This is a genomic window from Enterococcus sp. DIV0174 (assembly GCF_050529065.1).
Taxonomy (GTDB): Bacteria; Bacillota; Bacilli; order Lactobacillales; family Enterococcaceae; genus Enterococcus_B; species Enterococcus_B thailandicus.
On the sequence record NZ_CP172881.1, the window covers coordinates 839,028 to 864,767 of the forward strand.

Genomic DNA, 25,740 nt, shown 5'->3' on the forward strand with positions numbered 1-25,740 from the left:
GCATTTCCTTATTAGAATTTCATTAAATAGTTTAGCTTAATTTGCTTTAAATATAACAATTATGAGTAAAATGTTTGCAAAGAAGGATGATTATCGGTTACAATTAAAGAACATATATGCAGTACAAAGTGGGGGAGTTTTTATGAGAAGAAAAGTCTATACCAAAGATCAAATTCTAAAAGCAGCATATGAAGTTGTTGCTAAAGAAGGCTTCAAAGGATTTACTGCTCGTAACATTGCAAAGAAGATGGGAATTTCGACACAACCTATTTATCTAGAGTTTAAAAACATGGAAGACTTAAAGAATACTCTTTTGGATTCTATTTTTGATCAACTCAAAGAAGAAGTTTTCCCTGTCGAGCATACTGGTGACAAAATTATTGATTTAGGTTTGAATTATATCAACTTTGCGAAAAAACATCATAGTCTGTACATGGCATTGTATATCGATGAGCATGGCGACGGTAAAAAAATGCATGATTTTTCATATAATTATTTCTATGAAGCTGCAAAGAAAGACGAAAAATACAGTCATTTATCTGACGAATATTTAGATGCGTTACATACGGGTACTTGGGTAGTCGTAACTGGGTTAGCTTCATTGATGTCTTCAAACATTATGCAGCCAACAGAAGAGCAAATCATTTCTTTGATTTCTAGAACAATTGACTCTGTGTTGTCTTTAGAAAATCCAGAAATTATCCGCTAAAAAAATAAAAAAGGTTGGCGTAGTCGTTTGATTACGTGCAACCTTTTTCTTGTGACTTTAAATGTAAAGAATCAGTTGTGAAAATGTTGCTTGACATTTTGGGCGAAAAGATTAAAAATAGAAATCGCGGAAGGTTGGCAGAGTGGTAATGCAGCGGACTCGAAATCCGCCGAACCGGCTAATACCGGCGCGCAGGTTCAAATCCTGTACCTTCCTTATTTAAACTAAAACAAAACAAGATTGAGTATTCATATCTCAATCTTTTTTTGTGCTGTCACATAACGACTAAACAAAAATAGTTGTGAATAAATGCAGGTTTAATAGAATGAAAATGTGAAAAAAGTTAAAAAAACACTTTTCTAGCAGTTATGGAATTAAAAAATAGAATAGCGCAAATGAGAGAGTCAAAATTTCTTTTAAGCATGAGGGATTAAGATAGCATCATAAAAGAAAACATGTTAAATTAGTTATTGAAAAACTTTTTATTAAATGTTCAAAAGTTTTCATAACTTATTTTCATGTGACGAAACTGTTAGGGAAGAACCTTTCGTCAGCGCTTTTCGAGTGTGTTAAGATGAAAAGTATGAAATAAAAAAATGAAAAAGTAATTTATATTAGGATGTGAAAGTTAAATGTGCGGGATTGTCGGTTTTGTTAATGACAAAGATAACAAGAGTGCAGTTGTAAATGCGATGATGGATCGCATTGTACACCGTGGACCTAATAGTTCTGGTGAGTATGTCGATAAACACGTTGCTTTAGGTTTTAGAAGATTGAGTATTATTGATTTAGAAGGCGGAACACAGCCTATTTATAATGAGGATGGAACAAAAATCATTATCTTTAATGGTGAGATTTATAACTATCGTCCACTGCGAGAAGAATTACTTGCGGCAGGACATGTTTTTCGCACACACGCTGACACGGAAGTTCTTCTTCATGGTTATGAAGAATGGGGAACAGAATTATTACAAAAAATTCGTGGAATGTTTGCTTTTGCTATTTGGGACAATGAAAAAAATGAACTTTTTGGTGCCCGTGATCATTTTGGAATCAAACCTTATTACTATGCACAAATGAATGGTACGTTTATGTTCGGTTCAGAGATCAAAAGTTTCTTACCACATCCTGATTTCCAAAAAGAGTTAAATAAAGAAGCATTGAAACCTTATATGACTTTTCAATACTCACCTTTGAATGGCGAAACATTCTTTAAAGATGTGTACCGTTTACCTGAAGGCCATTATTTTACTTATAAAAACGGTGAGTTAGACATTCAAGAATACTGGGATGCTGATTTTGAAACAAAAGGTACACATTCTCGCCAAGAATGGATTGACAAAATTGATGAAACAGTTAAAGCTTCGATTGAGGCACATACAATCAGTGATGTTGAAGTTGGTTCATTCCTTTCAAGTGGTGTTGACTCAAGTTATGTGACTTCGGTTTTAAAACCAGATCATTCATTTTCAATTGGTTTTGATGATAAAACATACAATGAAGCAATTGAAGCACGTAAATTAACAGAGATTTTAGATTTAGACAATACTGCGGCGGTTATCGACGGAGATATGTCATTCAAAGCATTTCCGTTGATCCAATATCATTTGGATGAACCAGATTCAAATCCTTCTTGTGTTCCTTTGTATTTTCTAGCTAACCTTGCTTCACAAAGTGTCCGTGTGGTTCAATCCGGTGAAGGGGCAGATGAATTATTTGCTGGCTATCAAACATATGGCTTCCATACGAATTCAAAATTTATTCGTGTGATTGCGCAAGGGTTGAAGAAATTGCCAAAAGGAACGCGTTATAGTTTAGGTCGCAAAATTGGTAAAATGAAAAACTTCCACGGACGTATTCATTTATATGAATCACTTGCGCCGGCTAAAGAGTATTTCATTGGTCATGCGCGTGTCTTTGAAGAAAAGGAAGCGGCTGATTTATTGACAGCAACTTATCAAGATGCACCATCTGTGAGTGAAATTATGGCTGTCCATTACGAAAAAACGGATGGAATCAAAGATGAAGTCAATAAAATGCAATATGTTGACCTTCATCAATGGATGCCAAAAGATATTTTGTTGAAAGCTGACAAATTATCAATGGCAAGTTCATTGGAAGTTCGTGTGCCATTATTGGATATTGAAGTGATGAAATTAGCACAACAAATTCCAAGCAAATATTTATTAAACCAAAACAACACGAAAGATATTTTCAGACAAGCAGCAAACAAACAGTTGCCAGAAGAATGGTCAAACCGTGTGAAATTAGGTTTCCCTGTGCCAATTAAAGCTTGGCTAAAAGAAGAACATGGTTATCAAGAAGTGAAAGCTTTATTTGAAGCAGATTTTGCAAAAGAATTCTTTGACCAAGATAAAATCATGGAATTGTTAAACAATCATCATGAAGGAGTCAAAGAAGAGCAACGTAAGATCTGGACGATTTTTAGTTTCTTAACTTGGTACAAAGTTTACTTTATTGATGAAACAATCCCTCAAGCAGAACCAATTGATTATGTAACTGTCTAAGAAGGATAGAAGAAAAAAGGATTAATTTCTATAGAAGAAAAAAGCTGAAAAATTCATTGATAAAATGTATGTTTCCGTGGATGAAACGCTTGAAATTATTCTAAATGAGCTAGTTTTTCACTGCAAAAAAAAGCCTAAGACAATCAATGTCTTAGGCTTTTTTTGTTTCTTACTTATAGAATAAATACAAATTATAGTTGAAGTAATTTTTCTAGATGATCGGCTAGACCATCCTCTTGGTTCGTTTTTTCCGTAATGTCATTAGCGATCCCTTTTAGTTGATCGGTGCCATTTGCCATTGCAACGCCCCAACCAGCATATTCCAATAATTCAAGATCATTGTGCTCATCACCAAATGCGATGACGTCTTCTTGTTTGATTTCAAGATAATTGGCTACTTGGTGAACACCCTTTGCTTTTTCAATCCCTTTAGAAACGATTTCTAAAATAGCTGTTGGTCCACCCCAAGTGCGGACATCTACATAACTACCAAATTGACGGGTCAATTCATTTGAAACTTGTTCTGCAAATTGTTTTTCTGTACGAACGAGCAAAGAAGTTGGATTAGTTGTCAGGTTTTGAGGAGAAAGCAGATTTTTTTCACTCGGGTTTGATGAAGCAAAGATTTTTTCATCGAAAAAATCTAAGCTATCAATAAAAAAAGTTTCGCGGTTTTCAGCGGCAACGAAGTCAAGATTCAATGCTTTTTTTTGTGAAACAATTTCAAAGGCGATCTCGCGATTGATTTGTGATTCTTTTTCGCCACTCCAAAGTTGATTAGGAATGTGTACAAGAGCCCCATTAAAGTTAACCATTGGGGTAGTTAATTCTAACTGTTGATAAAATTGATAACTCATTCGAAAAGGTCGTCCAGTAGCGATACTAACATAGTGACCTGCTGCAATGGCTTTTTTTAAGGTTTGTTCGGTTTTAGTTGTAATTAAAGAGTCTTGATTCAGAGTAGTCCCATCTAAATCAATGGCAATAAGCTTTTTATTCAATGGCGATAGTCCTTTCTCAGCTGATATTTGTTTTAGTCTAGCATATTTGACGCAATAAACAAGTGCGAAAATCAATAACTGAAGAATGAAAAACGCCCTTTTTTAGAAAGAATGAAGCAAAACACGAACGTTTTTTGCTTTTTAATGTTTAAATATCATTTTTTAGTTGAAAAACGAATGAAGCGACGATATAATCAATAATTGTTCGAGGAAATTAGTTGTTGGTCTTATTTAATATCTTTCCTCATCAGAAAAAATCAGGGAGTGGAATTTTTTATGGATAAGTTTTTCGGATTGAAGGAAAACAAAACAAATGTATCAACAGAAATAATGGCGGGGGTTACAACATTCTTTGCAATGAGCTACATTCTTTTTGTTAACCCAACGATTTTATCAGCTTCAGGAATGCCATTTCAAGCAGTTTTCTTGGCAACAATTATTGCTTCGGTTATCGGGACGTTAGTAATGGGCTTGTTTGCGAATGTTCCTTACGCACAAGCACCAGGGATGGGTTTGAATGCCTTCTTTACTTTTACTGTCGTGTTTGGTCTTGGTTATTCTTGGCAAGAAGCTTTAGCAATGGTCTTTATTTGTGGGTTGATTAATATTTTTATTACAGTAACAAAAATTCGAAAAATGATTATTCACGCAATTCCAGAAAGTTTACAACACGCCATTGGGGGCGGTATTGGAATCTTCGTTGCGTATGTGGGAATCAAAAATGCAGGGTTCCTTTCTTTCAGTGCGGATCAATCAGCAATCACGAGTTCTGTAGTTGAAGGTGGTAAGGCAACAAACGTAACAATTAATGGTGGAATTGTTCCAGCCTTAGCAAATTTCAATAATGCACCCATTTTATTAGCAGTTATTGGTTTAGTTATTACAGCAATTTTAGTAGTTAAAAATGTGCGTGGTGCAATGCTGATTGGTATTGTAGTGACAACTATCTTAGGTGTATTGATGGGTGTGGTCGATCTTCAAGCGATTGATTGGCAAGCTAATTCATTAGGAAACTCAGTTAAAGAATTAGGAACAACTTTTGGTGCTGCTTTTGGAGCGGAGGGAATGCAATCTTTATTCAGTGATAGTTCAAGACTTCCACAAGTTTTAATGACAATCATTGCGTTTAGTTTATCAGATACATTTGACACGATTGGTACATTTATCGGAACGGGACGTCGTACAGGCATTTTCTCAAAAGAAGATGAGGATGCATTGGAAGATGGAAAAGGATTCAAAACAAAAATGGATAAAGCTTTGTTTGCTGATGCAATTGCAACTTCAGTTGGTGCAATTTTTGGTACGTCAAATACAACAACGTATGTCGAATCTGCTGCCGGAATTGGTGCGGGTGGTCGAACTGGTTTAACGTCGGTAGTCGTTGCAATCTTATTTGCACTAAGCAGTTTATTCTCTCCATTGATTGCTATTGTTCCTGCACAAGCAACGGCGTCTGCTTTGATTTTAGTCGGTGTAATGATGATGGCTTCATTTGCAGATATCAAATGGGCGAATCTTGATGAAGCTTTACCTGCTTTCTTTGCTTCAATTTTTATGGGTCTTTGCTATAGCATTTCTTATGGGATTGCTGCTGGTTTTATCATGTATACAATTGTGAAGGTAGTTAAAGGACAAGCAAAAGAAGTATCGCTTGCTTTGTGGGTAGTTGATATTTTATTTATCTTAAACTTTATTATTTTAGCGACAATCTAAACTAGTTAAGTAAATGAAACAAATCAATCAAAAATATCTCTGTTAAAATTTTTAAGGCAAAGAGTACGTCTGTTGACGATACTTTTTGTCTTTTTATTTAGTTGAGTAATAGAAAAGTCAGAATTTTTTGTCTTTTTTTGTTTTTGCTTTCACATTCGTTGCTTGTTGCTTTAAAAATAGGTATGATGAAGAAAGATGAAAGAGGGATGATGAATGGGGATTAAATGGAGAAAGAATTTAATTATTGCATGGATTGGTTGTTTTTTCACTGGTGCAAGTATTAGTTTAGTCATGCCGTTTATTCCTGTTTACGTCGAACAACTAGGGACGCCTCAAGATCAGGTTGAATTATTTTCTGGATTAGCGATTTCAGTTACTGCTTTTGCAGCAGCAATTGTTGCACCGGTTTGGGGAAATTTAGCAGATCGAAAAGGGCGGAAAATTATGATGGTTCGAGCGGCAGCGGGAATGACAATCACCATGGGCTCACTGGCTTTTGTTCCTAATGTGTATTGGCTGTTAATTATGCGCTTCTTTAATGGAATTTTATCTGGGTATATTCCAAATGCTACAGCAATGATTGCATCACAAGCGCCGAAGGAAAAAAGTGGTTGGGCATTAGGGACACTTTCGACTGGAGCAATTGCAGGGAATTTGATTGGTCCGTCCATGGGTGGTGCGTTAGCGCAATGGTTTGGCATGGAGAACGTCTTTATTATTACGGGTGCAGTACTTTTAGTAACGACAATCTTAACAATTTTTCTAGTAAAAGAGGATTTCCATCCAGTTGAGAAGAAAGATTTAGTCAGCACAAAAGAAATTTTTTCAAAAATGGATCATTTCTCTATTTTAGTGGGACTATTTATCACAACATTGATTTTACAAATTGGTGTGACTAGTATCAGTCCAATCTTAACGTTGTATATTCGCCAATTGAGCGGAGATATCAATAATGTTCTCTTTATTAGTGGGTTGATCGTTTCAGTTGCTGGGGTTTCAGCGGTACTGTCTTCTCCCAAATTAGGGAAGCTAGGGGATAAAATCGGTAACCATAAAGTGTTGCTTGCTGGATTGGTCTTATCGTTTTGTTGTTACCTTCCTATGGCATTCGTTCAAACACCATTACAGTTAGGAATTTTACGTTTTATTTTGGGCTTTTCAACTGGAGCATTGATGCCTTCGATTAATACGTTGATTAGCAAAATCACGCCTCAAGAAGGTGTGAGTCGAGTGTATAGTTACAATCAAATGTTTAGTAATTTTGGGCAGGTTTTAGGACCAATGCTTGGTTCGACTGTTGCCCATTCATTTGGTTACAGTGCGGTGTTTGTGGTAACCAGTTGTTTTGTCTTATCGAATATCGGACTCTCGCTTTTTAATTTTAGAAAGGTTTTACGTAGTAAATTTTAAAAAAACGAATCGTAGACAAAAAAACAGATTGGGAAAACTTGCTTTCCCAATCTGTTTTGATTTACTATGAGTGCGATGAGGCTTCTTTTTTTGTTGGAGCAACTGCACCGATTAAGATGATAATGATACCGGCAATTAGTGACATAATTGCTGTCAAAGCAAAATCGTAAGTTCCTTTTGTCAAGGCACTACCAATGTAACCAACAACTTGTCCTAAAACTAGGGACCAAAATAACGTTACAATATATCGCATGAAGAACACCTCTTTTCTATCCCAATTTTAACAGAATTTTTTTGAATGTAAAGCAAGGTACAATGCTTAATTGTACTAACGATAGTGAATTTTAACGAAAAAAAAGGCGGAATGCAAGATGTTTTTTCCACAACTGTATACGAGAACTTCATATTCTTTGTTACAAAGTACAATTCGCATCCGAGAGTATGTCCGTGAAGCTAAAAAACTTGGATACACTTATTTAGCTATCACTGATGAGGATGTTTTGTACGGCGCCGCAGAATTTTACCAAGAGTGCGTCAAAGAAGGAATCAAACCAATTATTGGCCTACATCTTGAGTACACTTTTGAAGACAAAGACTACGGACTGTTAGTTTATGCAAAAGACAAGATTGGTTACCAACAATTGATGAATGTTTCGAGTAAAAAAATGATTGAAGGTACTATTGAACTGAACACATGGACGAAGACGGACCACTTGATTTTGATTGTGCCAGATAGTCATTCGATTGCAAATGATTATGGCACGGCAGAAACGTTTGCTAGTCATTGGCAAATGCTAAAAGAAAAAGTCCATTTCCACGATTTTTATGTGGGTGTAACTGGCCAAACCGTTTCGGATTCTAAAGAATGGTACGAGTTTCTGTCAGCTGAAGAGGAACAACTGTGTGCATTACATCCGATTGCAAGCTTGCATCAGGAAGATTTGTTTGCATTGGAAACAATGAAACATATAAAAGAAGGTACACAGATTTCGTCAGAAGAATTAGCAGATAGTAGTCAACTAGAAAATAAAAACTTTCTTGAATCAGAGAGTAAGATGATTCAAAAATTTAATGAACTATATACGTACAAAGTTCTTGAGACAACTCAAAAATTAGCTGAATCTGTGAATTTTGAGTTTCAATTTCATCAAAAACTGCTACCGCATTATCCAGTACCAAATGATGAATCGGCAGCGGTATACCTCAAACAATTGTGTCAAAATCAGTTATCAAAAAGAGTAGAATCTTTGACACCAGAATATCAACAACGTTTAGACTATGAATTAAAAATTATTCATCAAATGGGATTTGACGATTACTTTTTAATCGTGTGGGATGTGATGGCTTTTGCACACAAACAAAAAATCGTTACTGGCGCGGGTCGTGGATCAGCTGCGGGTTCATTAGTTGCTTATGTTTTGGCAATCACAGATGTGGATCCTTTGAAATATAATTTGCTCTTTGAACGTTTTTTAAATCCAGAACGTTACACAATGCCTGATATTGACTTGGATATTCCTGATAATAAACGTGAAGAAGTCTTGAATTATGTCCGAGAAAAATACGGGCAGTATCATATGGCACAGATTGCAACTTTTGGAACAATGGCTGCCAAAATGGTATTAAGAGACGTTGCGCGAGTATTTGGTGTTTCACAAAGTGAGGCAAATCGCTGGTCAAAGGCGATCCCTAATCAATTAAAAATCACCTTGTCACAAGCTTACCAAACTTCGAATAAACTAGTTGAATTGGTGCAAGCAAATAAAAAAAATCAATTACTGTTTCAAACAGCGACCATTTTAGAAGGGCTGCCACGTCACATATCGACACATGCGGCTGGGGTGGTATTGAGCGACCGCAATCTATTAGAGCTAGTTCCTTTACAACAGGGATCAGACGAAGCTTTTTTAACGCAATATACTATGAATGCCGTAGAAGAAATCGGATTGCTGAAAATGGATTTCTTAGGTTTACGGAACTTATCAATTATTGATTATGCGCTTAAATCAATCAAACGTGTAGAAAAAATCGACCTTCAACTTAAGCAAATACCACTGGATGATGCGAAAACTTTCCGATTGTTTCAAAAAGGGGAGACAACCGGCGTCTTTCAATTTGAATCGGCAGGAATTCGAAATGTTTTACGACGTTTGGGACCAGAAAATATTGAAGATATCGCTGCTGTCAACGCTTTGTATCGTCCTGGACCTATGCAAAATATTGATACCTTTATTGCACGAAAAAAAGGGAAAGAGGTTATTCAATACCCGGATGACGCATTAAAACCAATTTTGGAAAATACCTATGGAGTTATTGTGTATCAGGAACAAATCATGCAGATTGCTTCAACGATGGCTGGATTTTCTTTAGGTCAGGCAGATATTTTACGACGTGCAATTAGTAAGAAGAAAAAGGAAGTTATTGATAGAGAAAGAGAACACTTTGTAACTGGTTCACTAGCGCAAGGTTATTCTAAGGAAAAGGCAATTGAAGTGTACGATTATATCGAGCGTTTTGCTAATTATGGATTTAATCGTTCACATGCATTCGCTTATTCATTTGTTGGGTTTCAAATGGCTTATCTCAAAGCACATTATCCAGGAGCATTCTTTACTAGTTTGATGAATGCTGTGCGACACAATACCGCTAAGCTTAAAGAATACCTTGCTGAAGCTAGAAAGAACAAGTTAACGCTGAGTCCGCCTTCCATCAATCAAAGTGCTTATGGGTTTGAATTAGTCAATTTGCAATTGATTCGTTTTGGTTTGACAGCAATCAAAGGGGTACGGCGAGATTTTGTAGAAGAGATTATCAATGAAAGAAAAACAAATGGTTCGTTCAAATCTGTCGATGAGTTTTTGATTCGTATAGATAAGCGATGGCTCAAAGAAGATATCCTGAAACCTTTAGTTGCTGTAGGTGTATTCGATGAGTTAGAAAAAAATCGTAAGCAGCTCATGCTCGATTTAGAAGGAAAGATCCAAAACGTTCAATACAGTAGCGGCAGTTTGGACTTGATGGAAATCATGGCGTTGAAGGAAGAAGAAATTGCAGATTATTCATTAGATGAACGTTTGACACTAGAAGAAGAATATCTTGGTGTTTATTTATCTGGTCATCCAACAGAAGGCTATGAGCGATTGCGTTTAGCTAAACGTGTTCAATTGGTTACCGAAATTGTGCCTCAGCAGACAGTAAGTTTGTTATTGTACATCAAAAATATTCGTGAAATTCGGACAAAAAAAGGAGAAAGAATGGCTTTCGTGGAAGGAACGGATAGCTCAGGTGAAGTAACAGTTACTGTTTTTCCTAAGCTATATCGCCAATTCAGAAATCTTTTTGAAGTGAATCACGTACTGTTTGTACAAGGTCGTAGTGAAATAAGTCGCTATAACCAAGAATTACAATTGATTGGCGAAACATTTGCAGATGCGAAAGAATTTGAGAAAAACTTTCCAGATCAAACTTGTTATTTAAGAATCACGGAAGGACAAGAAGACCATGAAACAATGCGTCAATTGAAAACAATTTTTCAGAAACATCCCGGATACATTCCAGTTGTTTTATACTATGAAAAAACACAACGGAAAATCGTGTTATCAGAGGAAAACTGGGTAGATGGAAGTAAGAGTCTGCGAGGACAGCTTTCTTATTTACTTCAAGAGGAAAATGTTGTTTTCAAATAAGTTACGGTAAAAAATACTACGTGCTTTCATTTTTTTTCATTTTTTTAGCTATTAATCAAGACAAGTTAGAAAAATAATGTTAGAATGTTAGACGTGGTTATTGCAAACAAATGGTTATAGCCTAAGTCTTCTTAGGATAAAGTATTTTAATGAGGTGAATGTTTATATGAAACGCATCGGAATTTTGACCAGTGGCGGAGACGCACCTGGAATGAACGCAGCGATTCGCGCAGTTGTTCGTAAAGGAATCTATGAAGGTCTAGAAGTTTATGGAATCAACTACGGATTTGCCGGATTAGTTGCCGGAGATATTCGTCGTCTTGACGTTGCTGACGTTGGTGATAAGATCCAACGCGGTGGTACTTTCTTGTACTCTGCTCGTTACCCAGAATTTGCTACAGAAGAAGGTCAATTAAAGGGTATCGAACAATTGAAAAAATTCGGTATTGAAGGTTTAGTAGTTATCGGTGGCGATGGCTCTTACCATGGAGCGATGGCTTTAACTAAGCGTGGTTTCCCAGCAGTGGGAATTCCTGGAACAATCGATAATGATATTCCTGGTACAGACTTCACAATCGGTTTTGATACAGCAATTAATACAGTGCTTGAATCAATTGACCGCATTCGTGACACAGCTACATCACACGTTCGTACATTCGTTATTGAAGTAATGGGACGTAACGCTGGCGATATCGCTTTATGGTCAGGTGTTGCAGGCGGAGCTGATGAAATCATCATTCCAGAACATGATTTTGACATGGCTGCTGTTGCTAAAAAAATCCAAGAAGGCCGCGATCGTGGAAAAAAACATTGCTTGATCATCTTGGCTGAAGGTGTAATGGGCGGAAACGAATTTGCTGAAAAACTTTCAGAATTCGGCGACTACCATACTCGTGTATCTATCTTAGGACACGTTGTTCGTGGGGGCGCACCAAGCGCACGTGATCGTGTGTTAGCAAGTAAATTTGGTGCTTATGCTGTTGAATTATTACAACAAGGTAAAGGCGGATTATGTGTTGGGATTCATGACAATGAAATTGTTGCTTCTGACATCATTGACACTTTGGAAAACAACAAACATAAACCAGACTTATCATTGTACGAATTAAACAATACTCTTTCATTCTAATTTGATTTAATCAAAGGAATGAATAAGACCAGAGCAAACTTTGTTTGACTCAACTGAACTATCTATAATTAATAGCTATTTAAGCTGTAAAGCTTTAAATAAACAAAATTGAATGGGAGCGTTTTGTAAAATGAAAAAAACCAAAATCGTTAGTACATTAGGACCAGCAAGTAATTCAGTAGAAACTATTTCTAAACTGATCGAATCTGGAGCAAATGTCTTCCGTTTTAACTTCTCACATGGAGATCATGAAGAACAATTATCACGTATGGTAATGGTTCGTGAAGCCGTTAAAAAAACAGGCAAAGATGTAGGTATCCTTTTAGATACTAAAGGTGCAGAAATCCGTACAACAGTTCAAGGAACAACAGAAGCTGATTTTGGCCGTGCCGGCTATATCAAATTCGAAGTTGGAGATCAAACTCGTATCTCTATGGACCCTGAACATGTTGGTTCAAAAGAAAAAATCGCTGTAACTTATCCTGGATTGTTTGAAGACGTTCACGTTGGTGGACACATCTTATTCGATGATGGTCTTATTGACATGGAAATCGTTGAAAAAGACGAAGCAAACCGTGAATTAGTTGTAGTAGTTAAAAATGCAGGTATGCTAGGATCACGTAAAGGTGTTAACGCACCAGGCGTATCAATCAGCTTACCAGGTATTACAGAAAAAGATGCTGACGATATCCGTTTCGGTTTAGATAACGACATCGACTTTATCGCTGCAAGTTTTGTACGTAAAGCACAAGACGTTTTAGATATTCGTGAAATTTTAGAAGAAAAAAATATGACACACGTTCAAATTTTCCCTAAAATTGAATCTGAAGAAGGTATCGACAACATCGACGAAATCATCAAAGTTTCTGATGGTGTTATGATTGCTCGTGGTGACATGGGTGTTGAAATTCCAGCTGAATTAGTACCAATGGTTCAAAAACGTATCATTAAAAAATGTAACGCTGCTGGTATCCCAGTTATTACAGCTACACAAATGTTAGAATCAATGCAAGAAAACCCACGTCCAACACGTGCCGAAGCATCTGACGTTGCCAACGCTGTATTTGATGGTACAGACGCAACAATGTTATCAGGTGAATCTGCAAATGGTGACTACCCTGTAGAAGCTGTTTCAACAATGGCTCGTATTGACCAAGAAGCTGAAAAAGCTTTAGCTGAATTAGGTACATTCCAAATCAATCAATTTGACAAAACTGATGTTACTGAAACAATCGGTTTGTCAGTAGCTCGTGCTGCTAAAAACTTAGGTGTTAAAACAATCGTTGCTGCAACTGAGTCTGGTTACACAGCTAAAATGATTTCTAAATACCGTCCAGATGCTGACATCTTGGCAGTTACATTTGACGAACGCACAAAACGTGGTTTGATGTTAAACTGGGGCGTATACCCAACAGTTACTGAAAAACCAACAACTACTGATGAAATGTTTGAATTAGCTGCTAAAAAAGCAGTTGAATTAGGCTTTGCTTCAGAAGGCGATCTAATCTTGATCACTGCTGGTGTACCAGTTGGTGAACGTGGAACAACTAACGTAATGAAAATTCAAATGATTGGTTCTAAATTATTAGAAGCTCAAGGCGTTGGCCAAAAATCTGTTGTTGCAAACGCAGTAGTTGCTTCATCTGCTGAAGAAGCAATTAAAAAAGCAAAAGACGGCATGGTATTAGTTGTTCCAACAACGGATAAAGAATATATGCCTGCTATTGAAAAAGCAGCAGCAGTCGTAGTTGAAGAAGGCGGCTTAACTTCACACGCAGCAGTTGTAGGTATCGCTCAAGACATTCCTGTAATCGTTGGTGCAAAAGACGCGACTTCAACAATCGTTGATGGTGAATTAATTACTGTTGATTCACGTCGTGGTATTGTATACCGTGGCGAAACAACAGCTATCTAATTTGCTAGATAGTATAAAAAAAGCAGCTCCTCAATCTGAGGGGCTGTTTTTTTGTGTCTGAATAAATTCATTAATGACGCGGACAACTTGTTGCTGTAAATCAGTTGGCAATTGCTGTGTGCGCGTGACAAGTGAAATCAGAAAGCGTGGCTGTACAGTGTCAGTTAGTGGAAGTACAACTAACTGGTCTTCTGGATGAATCGCAATTTCTGTTAAAAAACCTATACCAACTTGTTCGCGAATCATACTTTTTAAAATGGATAAATCATTGCTTTGATACACAATTTTTGGTTCGATGTGTGCTTGTTTTGCTAATTTTGAAAAAGCAGTAGGATGGACGTAATGCTCGTTCAATAAAACAAATTCTTCGCTGATCAATTCTTTGAACGAAACAGCTTCTTTTTGGGCAAGTGGATGTTCTGGTGAGACAACAATCATAAACCGTTTGTCTAAGAGCAACTGTGTTTCTAAGGACTGATCAACAATTGGCTGAATTGAACCAAGTAAAGCTAAATCAATTTGACCTTGATGAATCATTCCATACAAATCGCGGGAACCACCATCAATGATTTCTAATTGATTCATCAACTTTTGCCTAATGAAGTAACCGGATAATTTTGGAAAATATTCATTTCCGATGATTGGTGGCATGCCAAGACGAATTTTTTTTGTTTGTAGTTGTTGAATCTCAGCTTTTGCACGAGTGATTTCTTGAAGAATGGACTGTGCGTGGATAAACAGTTGGTGACCAGCAGGTGTGATCAATAGTTCATTGTGCGAGCGATCTCGGACGATGAGAACAGCGTTTAATTCTTTTTCAAGCCGTTGGACAGCATAAGTGATTGTGGGTTGGCTAACATGAAATAGATTAGCAACTTTTGTAAAGTTTTTTAGTTTGACTAATTGAACATAGTATTCAATATCTCGTGTGTTCATGTGTTAGCTCCTCTCTTTATCCATATAAATAATAGTTATTGTAATGGATTCGTTTCTTGATAGCAACTGAAAGTTCAACGAAGTCGTTTGCGAAGTTAGCAGGAAACGTTTAGATGGATACATTTGAAAAAATTTGCGAAATCAGTAACCGATTACTTGTTATTTCGATTGAACAGAAAAAATTCCAAAAAAATTTTTTGAGAAAAGAAATCAATTTGTTAAAAGACGTCTTAATCGAACTTTAGCAAAAAAGAAAAGGGAAATTTTGTTGGAAAAGTGAAAAAAGAAAACTGATTTTCCAAATAATGTACTGTTTTTTTATGAACTGTAAGGTGTCAAGAAAATTTCATTGACAAGGACGTTTTTGCCCTGTATAATTGCTTTTGTTGCTTAGGAGTGATGAAAAATGAAATGGTCTTTACTAGAATTACGAAAATATCAAGAGACACCATTAGTATTTCATGAAACACTTGATTTAAAATCAGGTTTAATGAAACGCGATAATTTAATACTCGATGTTGCACCAGTGGCTGTTGAAGGATTTGTTTCCGTTGATAAAAAAGGCTATATCGTTCATTACACTGTGCAAACGACTCTGACTGTCCCATCAACACGTTCACTCGAACCTGTTGAGTTAGTGATGGATTTTCCGGTTGATGAATTATTCATGACAGTAGAACAGTATCAAAGTCGAGACGAACAATTATCTGCTGATGAGATTTTGTTGATTGAGGGCACACAGCTTGATTTGACAGAGTCAATCGAAGATAATATTTTATTGGCAATTCCAATGCGTGTGCTTACTGAAGCAGAGGAAGCAGACGAAACCAACCTACCTAAAGGGGCAGATTGGGAAGTTATTTCTGAAGCAGAACATGAGCGCAGAAAAGTGGAAGAAGCTGAGACAAAAGTAGATCCTCGTCTTGCAAAACTATCGGAATTTTTTGATGATGAATCAAAGGAATAAAGATAACGAGTAAGATTGGAATATATTGTATCTAAATGGATGCAAGACTTTACAAGGAGGTGTAGCAAAATGGCAGTACCAGCTAGAAGAACATCAAAAGCTAAAAAAGCAAAACGTCGTACACACTACAAATTGACAATCAAAGGTTTAAACGAATGTCCTAACTGTGGTGAAATGAAAAAAAGCCATCACGTATGTACAAATTGTGGTTACTATGATGGTAAGGACGTAATGTCTAAAGAAGCTTAATACATTTTAATTAGAAAATGTAAAACCTCAAGGCTAACCATGGAGCCTTGGGGTTTATTTTTTTCTCGGAATCGCCAAAATATTTTGCACATTGGTTTGCATTGCACCAATGTTAGGCTATAATGAGAGAGATTAGGGGATTAACCCCAAATGTAGGAGGAGTTCATATGACGAAACAACAAATCGGCGTTGTCGGTATGGCCGTTATGGGCAAAAACTTAGCCTTAAATATTGAAAGCCGCGGTTATTCAGTCGCTCTATTTAACCGTACTGGTTCAAAAACAACAGAAGTAGTAGAAGAACATCCAGATAAAAACTTTAAAGCAACTTATACAATGGAAGACTTTGTTGCTTCAATTGAAAAACCACGTCGTATTCTTTTGATGGTTAAAGCAGGACCAGCTACTGATGCAACGATTCAAGAATTATTACCTCATTTAGATAAAGGCGATATTTTGATCGATGGCGGAAATACATTCTTCAAAGATACAATTCGTCGCAATGAAGAATTAGCAAACTCTGGAATCAACTTTATTGGTACTGGTGTTTCAGGTGGAGAAGAAGGCGCGCTAAAAGGCCCTTCTATCATGCCTGGTGGGCAAAAAGAAGCCTACGAATTAGTGGCACCGATTTTAGAACAAATTTCTGCTAAAGCAGAAGATGGCGCACCATGTGTAACTTATATTGGGCCAAATGGTGCAGGTCATTATGTAAAAATGGTTCACAATGGAATTGAGTATGGAGATATGCAATTGATTGCGGAGTCTTATGACTTAATGAAGAATATTCTTGGGCTATCAGTTGATGAAATGGCTGAGATCTTCAAAGAATGGAATCAAGGGGAACTTGATAGCTACTTAATCGAGATCACTGCTGACATTTTGACTCGTAAAGACGATGAAGGCACAGGCAAACCGATTGTTGATGTCATTCTTGATGCAGCTGGCAATAAAGGAACTGGTAAATGGACAAGTCAAAGTGCTTTAGACTTAGGTGTGCCACTTCCATTGATCACAGAATCTGTATTTGCTCGTTATATCTCTGCTTATAAAGACGAACGTGTCCAAGCAAGTAAAATTTTGTCAAATCCAAATAATTTTGAATATACTGGTGACAAAAAAGAATTGGTTGAGAAAATCCGTGAAGCATTGTACTTTAGCAAAATTATGAGCTATGCTCAAGGCTTCGCACAACTACGAGTAGCTTCAAAAGAATACGATTGGGACTTGCCATTTGGCGAAATCGCTAAAATCTGGCGTGCAGGATGTATCATCCGTGCTCGTTTCTTACAAAAGATCACAGATGCATATGATAAAGACCCAGACATCGAAAACTTATTGTTAGATGATTACTTTGTTGAAATCACAAAGAAATATCAACAATCAGTGAGAGATGTAGTTGCTTTAGCCGTTCAAGCTGGTGTACCAGTGCCAACGTTCTCTTCAGCAATTTCTTACTTTGACTCTTATAGAGCAGAACGCTTGCCAGCAAACATTATTCAAGCACAACGTGATTATTTTGGTGCACACACTTATGAACGTGTGGACAAAGAAGGAATCTTCCACTACTCTTGGTATCATGAAGAGTAAGTAGTTCTTGACTTTGCAAAACTGAAAATTTAGATAAATCATGATAGAGCTGAAGTCATTTGTTACGAATAGACTTCGGCTCTTTTTAAAATTGTTTATTCATGATAGAATGACTATAGATTTTTAAGTAGAATATCGGTATAATGATAGAGTTTGTAGAAATCGCGTAGAGGGAAAGGATAAAATAATAGATGAGTAATATTCTAATCATTGAAGATGAAAAGAACTTAGCTCGCTTTGTCGAGTTGGAATTAAAGCACGAAGGGTACAATGCTGAAGTTCATTATAATGGCCGCACAGGATTAGACGCTGCTTTAAATAATGAATGGGATGCCATTTTACTAGATTTGATGTTACCAGAGTTAAATGGATTAGAAGTTTGTCGACGTGTCCGTCAAGTAAAAAACACACCAATCATCATGATGACTGCTAGGGATTCAGTGATTGACCGCGTATCAGGTTTAGACCATGGAGCAGATGACTACATTGTTAAGCCATTTGCAATTGAAGAATTATTAGCCCGCTTGCGAGCTTTGTTACGTCGAATTGATATCGAAGGTGATAAAAACGTAGCAAAACAAACAACAATTACTTATCGCGACCTAACAATTGAAAAAGAAAATCGTGTGGTACGCCGTGGAAACGAAGTAATTGAATTAACCAAACGTGAGTATGAGCTATTATTGACGTTGATGGAAAACGTCAATGTAGTATTAGCCCGTGATGTTCTATTAAACAAAGTTTGGGGTTATGAAACAGAAGTCGAAACGAATGTTGTCGATGTATATATTCGTTACTTGCGCAATAAGATTGATGTTCCTGGGGAGGAAAGCTATATCCAAACTGTCCGCGGAACAGGTTATGTGATGCGCTCGTGATCAAACCGAAAAAATCGGAAAAAAGAGAACTGAAAGGTCCCTCCTTGACTATCAAGTGGGCCTTTGCAAGTTCTTTCTTTATATTTGTTGTTTTTACTATTTTTGCGGTTATTACTTATAAGTCTTCAATCAATCTGATTGTTGCTAAAGAACGAAACAATGTGGAACGAACGATTTCACAAGTGGCCTCTCGGTTAGCTAACTCAGATGAAGAGCTGACTTTAGTCAATACGTACCGAAATTTGACTAATACAACTACAAATGATAGTAATATTGACGACCAAACGACGAATATCGAAGGGAACTTAATGAAAATTGATTCTTTCATTGCAGAACTTGGTCAGTCATCATTGGATTTATTCGTCTACAATTTAGAAGAAAAGCTGATATTTAAAACGCAGCAGCATAGTCAATCATTGTTACAAACAACCAGAAAAGTTCCAACGATCGTTACGATTGATGGGAGAACAGGATTTTTATCTATTCAACCAATCTATTCTAAAGGAACCCGTGAAAAAATTGGGTATGCGCAAACTTTCTATGAGCTGTCCTCTTTTTATGATATACGCAATAAATTATTGTTAACACTGATTATTTTAGAAGTCGTTTCATTGATTCTAAGTAGTATCTTGGGGTTTTTCCTATCTTCTTATTTCCTGAAGCCGTTAAAAGTTCTGCGAGATACGATGGATACTATCCGAAAAGATCCACAGTCAGATATTCATATGCCTGAAATTGATACAAATGATGAATTAGCAGATTTAGCTGAGATCTTTAATGAAATGCTTGATCGGATGCGATTATACATGGAGCAACAAGAACAATTTGTTCAAGACGTGTCCCATGAATTACGAACACCAGTAGCAATTATTGAAGGTCATTTGAGTTTGCTAAACCGCTGGGGAAAAGATGACCCTGAAATCTTAGAGGAGTCTCTTAGCGCAAGTATGCAAGAAATTAGCCGTATGAAAAGTCTTGTTCAAGAAATGCTAGATCTTTCGAGGGCGGAACAAGTTGATATTCATTATGGTAATGAAACAACAAAAGGAAAAGAAGTTACCTATCAAGTTTACAATAACTTTAAGATCTTATATCCAGACTATGTAATCACTTTGGATGATGATTTATCTAAAGAAGTAATCTTGCAAATCTACCGTAATCATTTTGAACAATTAATCATTATTATTCTTGATAATGCGGTTAAATACTCTACGACGAGAAAAGAAGTGCATATTTCGATTTCTTCTACGTTAAGTGAATTTGAGATTGCGATTCAAGATTTTGGTGAGGGGATTCCACAAGAAGACTTGAAGAAAATCTTTAATCGGTTTTATCGAGTTGATAAAGCTAGAGCTCGCACAAAAGGTGGAAATGGTCTCGGCCTGTCTATCGCTAAGCAATTAGTTGAAAGTTATAAGGGGCGAATTATCGCTGAAAGTGTTGTTGGTCAAGGAACGATTTTCCGAATATTCATCCCAATAGTAAAATCTGAAGACAAGTAAAACGATTTCGTTTTGCTTGTCTTTTCCTTTTTTATAGAAAATAGCTACAAGACGGGGGAACACAAGTATTTGATGGACGAACTATAAGCAGTAATTTGTAAAACTTAGCAAGAAAATAGTAGGAAAAATAGAACAAAAAAGAAACATTTTTTTTGAATATTCGTTTTTAAAAATATTATTCAAAAAAGTAATTATTTCTGTTGCAATTTAAGAAATAGATTGCTATATTATTATTTGTTCTCTAATAATTCTTTACCTACTAACAACATTAATTTCTTTAAAAAATAGTGTTGACGAATAAAGAATGACATGTTAGAATAACAAAGTCGCTTAAGTAATAAGCTTTCAAAAGTTTGATATTTCAATAAAAAAAGTTGTTGACAAATAACAAACTGAATGATAAACTTATCAAGTCGTTAAAAAAGCGGCGGAAAATTAAAAAACAAAAAGTGTTGACAACTTCTAAAGAATCTGTTAAGATATAAAAGTTGTTAAAACAAAAAAGAATAGACCTTTGAAAACTGAACAAAGTAAGACAAACCAAATGTGTAGGGCGTCTTGATTCAATTCAAGACAACAAACATTTTTTAAACAGCAAGCAATATGCTAGCAAACAAATTGAGCTTAACAATCGCAAGATTGTTCTAACTTTTATTATGAGAGTTTGATCCTGGCTCAGGACGAACGCTGGCGGCGTGCCTAATACATGCAAGTCGTACGCTTTTTCTTTCACCGGAGCTTGCTCCACCGAAAGAAAAGGAGTGGCGAACGGGTGAGTAACACGTGGGTAACCTACCCATCAGAAGGGGATAACACTTGGAAACAGGTGCTAATACCGTATAACAATCGAAACCGCATGGTTTTGATTTGAAAGGCGCTTTCGGGTGTCGCTGATGGATGGACCCGCGGTGCATTAGCTAGTTGGTGAGGTAACGGCTCACCAAGGCCACGATGCATAGCCGACCTGAGAGGGTGATCGGCCACATTGGGACTGAGACACGGCCCAAACTCCTACGGGAGGCAGCAGTAGGGAATCTTCGGCAATGGACGAAAGTCTGACCGAGCAACGCCGCGTGAGTGAAGAAGGTTTTCGGATCGTAAAACTCTGTTGTTAGAGAAGAACAAGGATGAGAGTAACTGTTCATCCCTTGACGGTATCTAACCAGAAAGCCACGGCTAACTACGTGCCAGCAGCCGCGGTAATACGTAGGTGGCAAGCGTTGTCCGGATTTATTGGGCGTAAAGCGAGCGCAGGCGGTTTCTTAAGTCTGATGTGAAAGCCCCCGGCTCAACCGGGGAGGGTCATTGGAAACTGGGAGACTTGAGTGCAGAAGAGGAGAGTGGAATTCCATGTGTAGCGGTGAAATGCGTAGATATATGGAGGAACACCAGTGGCGAAGGCGACTCTCTGGTCTGTAACTGACGCTGAGGCTCGAAAGCGTGGGGAGCAAACAGGATTAGATACCCTGGTAGTCCACGCCGTAAACGATGAGTGCTAAGTGTTGGAGGGTTTCCGCCCTTCAGTGCTGCAGCTAACGCATTAAGCACTCCGCCTGGGGAGTACGACCGCAAGGTTGAAACTCAAAGGAATTGACGGGGGCCCGCACAAGCGGTGGAGCATGTGGTTTAATTCGAAGCAACGCGAAGAACCTTACCAGGTCTTGACATCCTTTGACCACTCTAGAGATAGAGCTTCCCCTTCGGGGGCAAAGTGACAGGTGGTGCATGGTTGTCGTCAGCTCGTGTCGTGAGATGTTGGGTTAAGTCCCGCAACGAGCGCAACCCTTATTGTTAGTTGCCATCATTTAGTTGGGCACTCTAGCAAGACTGCCGGTGACAAACCGGAGGAAGGTGGGGATGACGTCAAATCATCATGCCCCTTATGACCTGGGCTACACACGTGCTACAATGGGAAGTACAACGAGTCGCGAAGTCGCGAGGCTAAGCTAATCTCTTAAAGCTTCTCTCAGTTCGGATTGTAGGCTGCAACTCGCCTACATGAAGCCGGAATCGCTAGTAATCGCGGATCAGCACGCCGCGGTGAATACGTTCCCGGGCCTTGTACACACCGCCCGTCACACCACGAAAGTTTGTAACACCCGAAGTCGGTGAGGTAACCTTTTTGGAGCCAGCCGCCTAAGGTGGGATAGATGATTGGGGTGAAGTCGTAACAAGGTAGCCGTATCGGAAGGTGCGGCTGGATCACCTCCTTTCTAAGGAATATTACGGAGACTACACACGTTTGTCATCATTACTTTGTTCAGTTTTGAGAGGTTTACTCTCTTCATTTAAATACGGGGCCTTAGCTCAGCTGGGAGAGCGCCTGCTTTGCACGCAGGAGGTCAGCGGTTCGATCCCGCTAGGCTCCATTAACAACATTTGTTGTTAACTTTGTTCATTGAAAACTGGATATTTGAAGTAAGATCAAAACAAACCGAGAACACCGCGTTGAATGAGTTTTTTAATAAGTTCAATTGCTTATTTTTCTTGACTAGTTTCTATCGCTAGAAATGATGTCAAAACCCAACCGTAAGGTTGATAAGGTTAAGTGAATAAGGGCGCACGGTGGATGCCTTGGCACTAGGAGCCGATGAAGGACGGGACTAACACCGATATGCTTTGGGGAGCTGTACGTAAGCTATGATCCAGAGATTTCCGAATGGGGGAACCCAGCATCTTTTATAGGATGTTACAAATATGTGAATACATAGCATATTTGAGGTAGACGCAGAGAACTGAAACATCTAAGTACCTGCAGGAAGAGAAAGAAAATTCGATTCCCTGAGTAGCGGCGAGCGAAACGGGAAAAGCCCAAACCAACAAGCTTGCTTGTTGGGGTTGTAGGACTCCGATATGGTAGTTTTTTCAGATAATCGAATGACTTGGAAAAGTCAGTCAAAGAGGGTAAAAACCCCGTAGATGAAATTTGGAAGACACCTAGGAGGATCCTGAGTACGGCGGAACACGAGGAATTCCGTCGGAATCCGGGAGGACCATCTCCCAAGGCTAAATACTCCCTAGTGACCGATAGTGAACCAGTACCGTGAGGGAAAGGTGAAAAGCACCCCGGAAGGGGAGTGAAATAGAACCTGAAACCGTGTGCCTACAACAAGTCAAAGCCCGTTAATGGGTGATGGCGTGCCTTTTGTAGAATGAACCGGCGAGTTACGATTGCATGCGAGGTTAAGTCGAAGAGACGGAGCCGTAGCGAAAGCGAGTCTGAATAGGGCGTTTGAGTATGTAGTCGTAGACCCGAAACCATGTGATCTACCCATGTCCAGGTTGAAGGTGCGGTAAAACGCACTGGAGGACCGAACCCACGTACGTTGAAAAGTGCGGGGATGAGGTGTGGGTAGCGGAGAAATTCCAAACGAACTTGGAGATAGCTGGTTCTCTCCGAAATAGCTTTAGGGCTAGCCTCGGAATTGAGAATGATGGAGGTAGAGCACTGTTTGGACTAGGGGCCCATCTCGGGTTACCGAATTCAGATAAACTCCGAATGCCATTCATTCATATCCGGGAGTCAGACTGTGAGTGATAAGATCCATAGTCGAAAGGGAAACAGCCCAGACCACCAGCTAAGGTCCCAAAATATATGTTAAGTGGAAAAGGATGTGGGGTTGCACAGACAACTAGGATGTTGGCTCAGAAGCAGCCACCATTTAAAGAGTGCGTAATAGCTCACTAGTCGAGTGACCCTGCGCCGAAAATGTACCGGGGCTAAACATATTACCGAAGCTGTGGATAACACCTATGGTGTTATGGTAGGAGAGCGTTCTAAGGGCGTTGAAGGTAGATCGTGAGGACTGCTGGAGCGCTTAGAAGTGAGAATGCCGGTATGAGTAGCGAAAGACAGGTGAGAATCCTGTCCACCGAATGACTAAGGTTTCCTGGGGAAGGCTCGTCCGCCCAGGGTTAGTCGGGACCTAAGCCGAGGCCGAAAGGCGTAGGCGATGGATAACAGGTTGATATTCCTGTACCCGTTGTTTTTGTTTGAGCAATGGAGGGACGCAGGAGGCTAAGGAATGCAGACGATTGGAAATGTCTGTCCAAGCAGTAAGTCTTAGGTTGAGTCAAATGCTTAATCTTTTAAGGACAAGCTGTGATGGGGAGGGAAATAATAGTACCGAAGTTCCTGATGTCACACTGCCAAGAAAAGCTTCTAGTGAGAAAACAACGGCCCGTACCGCAAACCGACACAGGTAGTCGAGGAGAGAATCCTAAGGTGAGCGAGAGAACTCTCGTTAAGGAACTCGGCAAAATGACCCCGTAACTTCGGGAGAAGGGGTGCTGATCGTCAGATCAGCCGCAGTGAATAGGCCCAAGCGACTGTTTATCAAAAACACAGGTCTCTGCAAAATCGTAAGATGAAGTATAGGGGCTGACGCCTGCCCGGTGCTGGAAGGTTAAGAGGAGTGCTTAGCGTAAGCGAAGGTACGAATTGAAGCCCCAGTAAACGGCGGCCGTAACTATAACGGTCCTAAGGTAGCGAAATTCCTTGTCGGGTAAGTTCCGACCCGCACGAAAGGCGTAACGATTTGGGCACTGTCTCAACGAGAGACTCGGTGAAATTTTAGTACCTGTGAAGATGCAGGTTACCCGCGACAGGACGGAAAGACCCCATGGAGCTTTACTGTAGTTTGATATTGAGTGTCTGTACCGCATGTACAGGATAGGTAGGAGCCGTAGAAATCGGAACGCTAGTTTCGATGGAGGCGCTGGTGGGATACTACCCCTGCGTTATGGCCACTCTAACCCGCACCACTAATCGTGGTGGGAGACAGTGTCAGATGGGCAGTTTGACTGGGGCGGTCGCCTCCTAAAAGGTAACGGAGGCGCCCAAAGGTTCCCTCAGAATGGTTGGAAATCATTCGAAGAGTGTAAAGGCAGAAGGGAGCTTGACTGCGAGACCAACAAGTCGAGCAGGGACGAAAGTCGGGCTTAGTGATCCGGTGGTTCCGCATGGAAGGGCCATCGCTCAACGGATAAAAGCTACCCTGGGGATAACAGGCTTATCTCCCCCAAGAGTCCACATCGACGGGGAGGTTTGGCACCTCGATGTCGGCTCGTCGCATCCTGGGGCTGTAGTCGGTCCCAAGGGTTGGGCTGTTCGCCCATTAAAGCGGCACGCGAGCTGGGTTCAGAACGTCGTGAGACAGTTCGGTCCCTATCCGTCGCGGGCGTTGGAAATTTGAGAGGAGCTGTCCTTAGTACGAGAGGACCGGGATGGACTTACCGCTGGTGTACCAGTTGTTCTGCCAAGGGCATTGCTGGGTAGCTATGTAGGGAAGGGATAAACGCTGAAAGCATCTAAGTGTGAAGCCCACCTCAAGATGAGATTTCCCATTTCTTTAAGAAAGTAAGATCCCTGAGAGATGATCAGGTAGATAGGTCAGAAGTGGAAGTACAGTGATGTATGGAGCGGACTGATACTAATCGATCGAGGACTTAACCAAGAATGGTAAAAGAAAAAAACTCGGTAGAGTTGAGATTACTTCAAATCCAGTTTTGAGTGAGCAAAAGCAAAC

16 protein-coding genes, 2 tRNA genes and 2 rRNA genes are annotated in these 25,740 nt (G+C 38.9%); 17 read left to right on the plus strand and 3 right to left on the minus strand.

All coding sequences use genetic code 11. The features are described from left to right. Window positions 1-142 precede the first annotated feature (142 nt). From IGJ93_RS04155 to asnB, 3 genes are all read left to right on the plus strand, one after another. Window positions 143-709, plus strand: a complete 567-nt coding sequence (locus IGJ93_RS04155; protein WP_067484071.1) for a TetR/AcrR family transcriptional regulator — start codon at window positions 143-145, stop codon at window positions 707-709. Window positions 710-837: 128 nt separating this feature from the next. Continuing rightward, window positions 838-925, plus strand: a tRNA-Ser gene (locus IGJ93_RS04160). 416 nt (window positions 926-1,341) lie between these two features. Further along, window positions 1,342-3,237, plus strand: coding sequence for an asparagine synthase (glutamine-hydrolyzing) (gene asnB, locus IGJ93_RS04165; protein ID WP_086270651.1), 1,896 nt, complete (start codon window positions 1,342-1,344; stop codon window positions 3,235-3,237). 191 nt (window positions 3,238-3,428) lie between these two features. Here asnB and IGJ93_RS04170 read toward each other — a convergent pair whose 3' ends face one another. After that, a complete protein-coding gene (locus IGJ93_RS04170; protein ID WP_067484119.1) occupies window positions 3,429-4,238 on the minus strand; it encodes a Cof-type HAD-IIB family hydrolase in 810 nt (269 codons plus the stop codon). Window positions 4,239-4,514: 276 nt separating this feature from the next. Here IGJ93_RS04170 and IGJ93_RS04175 point away from each other — a divergent pair, with 276 nt between their 5' ends. After that, window positions 4,515-5,951, plus strand: coding sequence for an NCS2 family permease (locus IGJ93_RS04175; RefSeq protein WP_067484121.1), 1,437 nt, complete (start codon window positions 4,515-4,517; stop codon window positions 5,949-5,951). A 213-nt stretch (window positions 5,952-6,164) separates the two neighbouring features. Then, on the plus strand, window positions 6,165-7,361 hold the full coding sequence (locus IGJ93_RS04180; protein ID WP_067484123.1) for a multidrug efflux MFS transporter: 1,197 nt from the start codon (window positions 6,165-6,167) through the stop codon (window positions 7,359-7,361). 64 nt (window positions 7,362-7,425) lie between these two features. Here IGJ93_RS04180 and IGJ93_RS04185 read toward each other — a convergent pair whose 3' ends face one another. Then, the gene (locus tag IGJ93_RS04185; protein ID WP_067484125.1) at window positions 7,426-7,614 is read right to left on the minus strand and encodes a YjzD family protein; all 189 of its coding nucleotides are present in this window, start codon (window positions 7,612-7,614) and stop codon (window positions 7,426-7,428) included. A 118-nt stretch (window positions 7,615-7,732) separates the two neighbouring features. On the opposite strand from IGJ93_RS04185, the gene dnaE reads away from it, so the two are divergent. The 3 genes from dnaE (at window position 7,733) to pyk (ending at window position 14,091) form a co-directional block, all read left to right on the plus strand. Continuing rightward, window positions 7,733-11,047: a DNA polymerase III subunit alpha gene (dnaE, locus tag IGJ93_RS04190; RefSeq protein WP_270346749.1), complete on the plus strand. Its 3,315-nt coding sequence runs from the start codon at window positions 7,733-7,735 to the stop codon at window positions 11,045-11,047. Between the two features lie 166 nt (window positions 11,048-11,213). Then, entirely contained in the window at window positions 11,214-12,176 is a 963-nt protein-coding gene (pfkA, locus tag IGJ93_RS04195) for a 6-phosphofructokinase (protein WP_067484127.1), read from the plus strand. Window positions 12,177-12,306: 130 nt separating this feature from the next. Continuing rightward, a complete protein-coding gene (gene pyk, locus IGJ93_RS04200) occupies window positions 12,307-14,091 on the plus strand; it encodes a pyruvate kinase (RefSeq protein ID WP_067484128.1) in 1,785 nt (594 codons plus the stop codon). Between the two features lie 30 nt (window positions 14,092-14,121). Here pyk and IGJ93_RS04205 read toward each other — a convergent pair whose 3' ends face one another. After that, window positions 14,122-15,027, minus strand: coding sequence for a LysR substrate-binding domain-containing protein (locus IGJ93_RS04205; RefSeq protein ID WP_430597013.1), 906 nt, complete (start codon window positions 15,025-15,027; stop codon window positions 14,122-14,124). Between the two features lie 113 nt (window positions 15,028-15,140). Between IGJ93_RS04205 and IGJ93_RS04210 the strand changes: the two genes are divergently transcribed. From IGJ93_RS04210 to IGJ93_RS04250, 9 genes are all read left to right on the plus strand, one after another. After that, window positions 15,141-15,272, plus strand: coding sequence for a hypothetical protein (locus IGJ93_RS04210; RefSeq protein ID WP_285701910.1), 132 nt, complete (start codon window positions 15,141-15,143; stop codon window positions 15,270-15,272). A gap of 161 nt (window positions 15,273-15,433) precedes the next feature. Next, window positions 15,434-15,994: a YceD family protein gene (locus IGJ93_RS04215; protein WP_067484133.1), complete on the plus strand. Its 561-nt coding sequence runs from the start codon at window positions 15,434-15,436 to the stop codon at window positions 15,992-15,994. A gap of 69 nt (window positions 15,995-16,063) precedes the next feature. Continuing rightward, on the plus strand, window positions 16,064-16,243 hold the full coding sequence (rpmF, locus tag IGJ93_RS04220; protein WP_067484136.1) for a 50S ribosomal protein L32: 180 nt from the start codon (window positions 16,064-16,066) through the stop codon (window positions 16,241-16,243). A gap of 167 nt (window positions 16,244-16,410) precedes the next feature. Further along, a complete protein-coding gene (gene gndA / locus IGJ93_RS04225; protein WP_067484139.1) occupies window positions 16,411-17,832 on the plus strand; it encodes an NADP-dependent phosphogluconate dehydrogenase in 1,422 nt (473 codons plus the stop codon). A 191-nt stretch (window positions 17,833-18,023) separates the two neighbouring features. Next, complete coding sequence (locus tag IGJ93_RS04230) at window positions 18,024-18,710, plus strand: response regulator transcription factor (RefSeq protein ID WP_002290973.1); 687 nt, start codon at window positions 18,024-18,026, stop codon at window positions 18,708-18,710. Continuing rightward, a complete protein-coding gene (locus tag IGJ93_RS04235) occupies window positions 18,707-20,212 on the plus strand; it encodes a HAMP domain-containing sensor histidine kinase (RefSeq protein ID WP_067484140.1) in 1,506 nt (501 codons plus the stop codon). Before IGJ93_RS04230 ends, IGJ93_RS04235 begins: the two co-directional genes overlap by 4 nt. A gap of 652 nt (window positions 20,213-20,864) precedes the next feature. After that, window positions 20,865-22,425, plus strand: a 16S ribosomal RNA gene (locus IGJ93_RS04240). 83 nt (window positions 22,426-22,508) lie between these two features. Continuing rightward, a tRNA-Ala gene (locus tag IGJ93_RS04245) sits at window positions 22,509-22,581 on the plus strand. 173 nt (window positions 22,582-22,754) lie between these two features. Then, a 23S ribosomal RNA gene (locus tag IGJ93_RS04250) occupies window positions 22,755-25,668 on the plus strand. The 16S and 23S rRNA genes sit together here with 1 tRNA gene alongside, the layout of an rRNA operon. Window positions 25,669-25,740: the final 72 nt, after the last annotated feature.

Excerpts from the sequence above, each read along its gene's own strand:
- IGJ93_RS04175 (WP_067484121.1), top strand. The coding sequence starts at position 4,515 with ATGGATAAGTTTTTCGGATTGAAGGAAAACAAAACAAATGTATCAACA.
- pfkA (WP_067484127.1), top strand. The coding sequence starts at position 11,214 with ATGAAACGCATCGGAATTTTGACCAGTGGCGGAGACGCACCTGGAATG.
- rpmF (WP_067484136.1), top strand. The coding sequence starts at position 16,064 with ATGGCAGTACCAGCTAGAAGAACATCAAAAGCTAAAAAAGCAAAACGT.
- dnaE (WP_270346749.1), top strand. The coding sequence starts at position 7,733 with ATGTTTTTTCCACAACTGTATACGAGAACTTCATATTCTTTGTTACAA.
- IGJ93_RS04155 (WP_067484071.1), top strand. The coding sequence starts at position 143 with ATGAGAAGAAAAGTCTATACCAAAGATCAAATTCTAAAAGCAGCATAT.
- gndA (WP_067484139.1), top strand. The coding sequence starts at position 16,411 with ATGACGAAACAACAAATCGGCGTTGTCGGTATGGCCGTTATGGGCAAA.
- IGJ93_RS04210 (WP_285701910.1), top strand. The coding sequence starts at position 15,141 with ATGGATACATTTGAAAAAATTTGCGAAATCAGTAACCGATTACTTGTT.
- IGJ93_RS04205 (WP_430597013.1), bottom strand. The coding sequence starts at position 15,027 with ATGAACACACGAGATATTGAATACTATGTTCAATTAGTCAAACTAAAA.
- IGJ93_RS04215 (WP_067484133.1), top strand. The coding sequence starts at position 15,434 with ATGAAATGGTCTTTACTAGAATTACGAAAATATCAAGAGACACCATTA.
- IGJ93_RS04185 (WP_067484125.1), bottom strand. The coding sequence starts at position 7,614 with ATGCGATATATTGTAACGTTATTTTGGTCCCTAGTTTTAGGACAAGTT.
- pyk (WP_067484128.1), top strand. The coding sequence starts at position 12,307 with ATGAAAAAAACCAAAATCGTTAGTACATTAGGACCAGCAAGTAATTCA.
- asnB (WP_086270651.1), top strand. The coding sequence starts at position 1,342 with ATGTGCGGGATTGTCGGTTTTGTTAATGACAAAGATAACAAGAGTGCA.
- IGJ93_RS04180 (WP_067484123.1), top strand. The coding sequence starts at position 6,165 with ATGGGGATTAAATGGAGAAAGAATTTAATTATTGCATGGATTGGTTGT.
- IGJ93_RS04230 (WP_002290973.1), top strand. The coding sequence starts at position 18,024 with ATGAGTAATATTCTAATCATTGAAGATGAAAAGAACTTAGCTCGCTTT.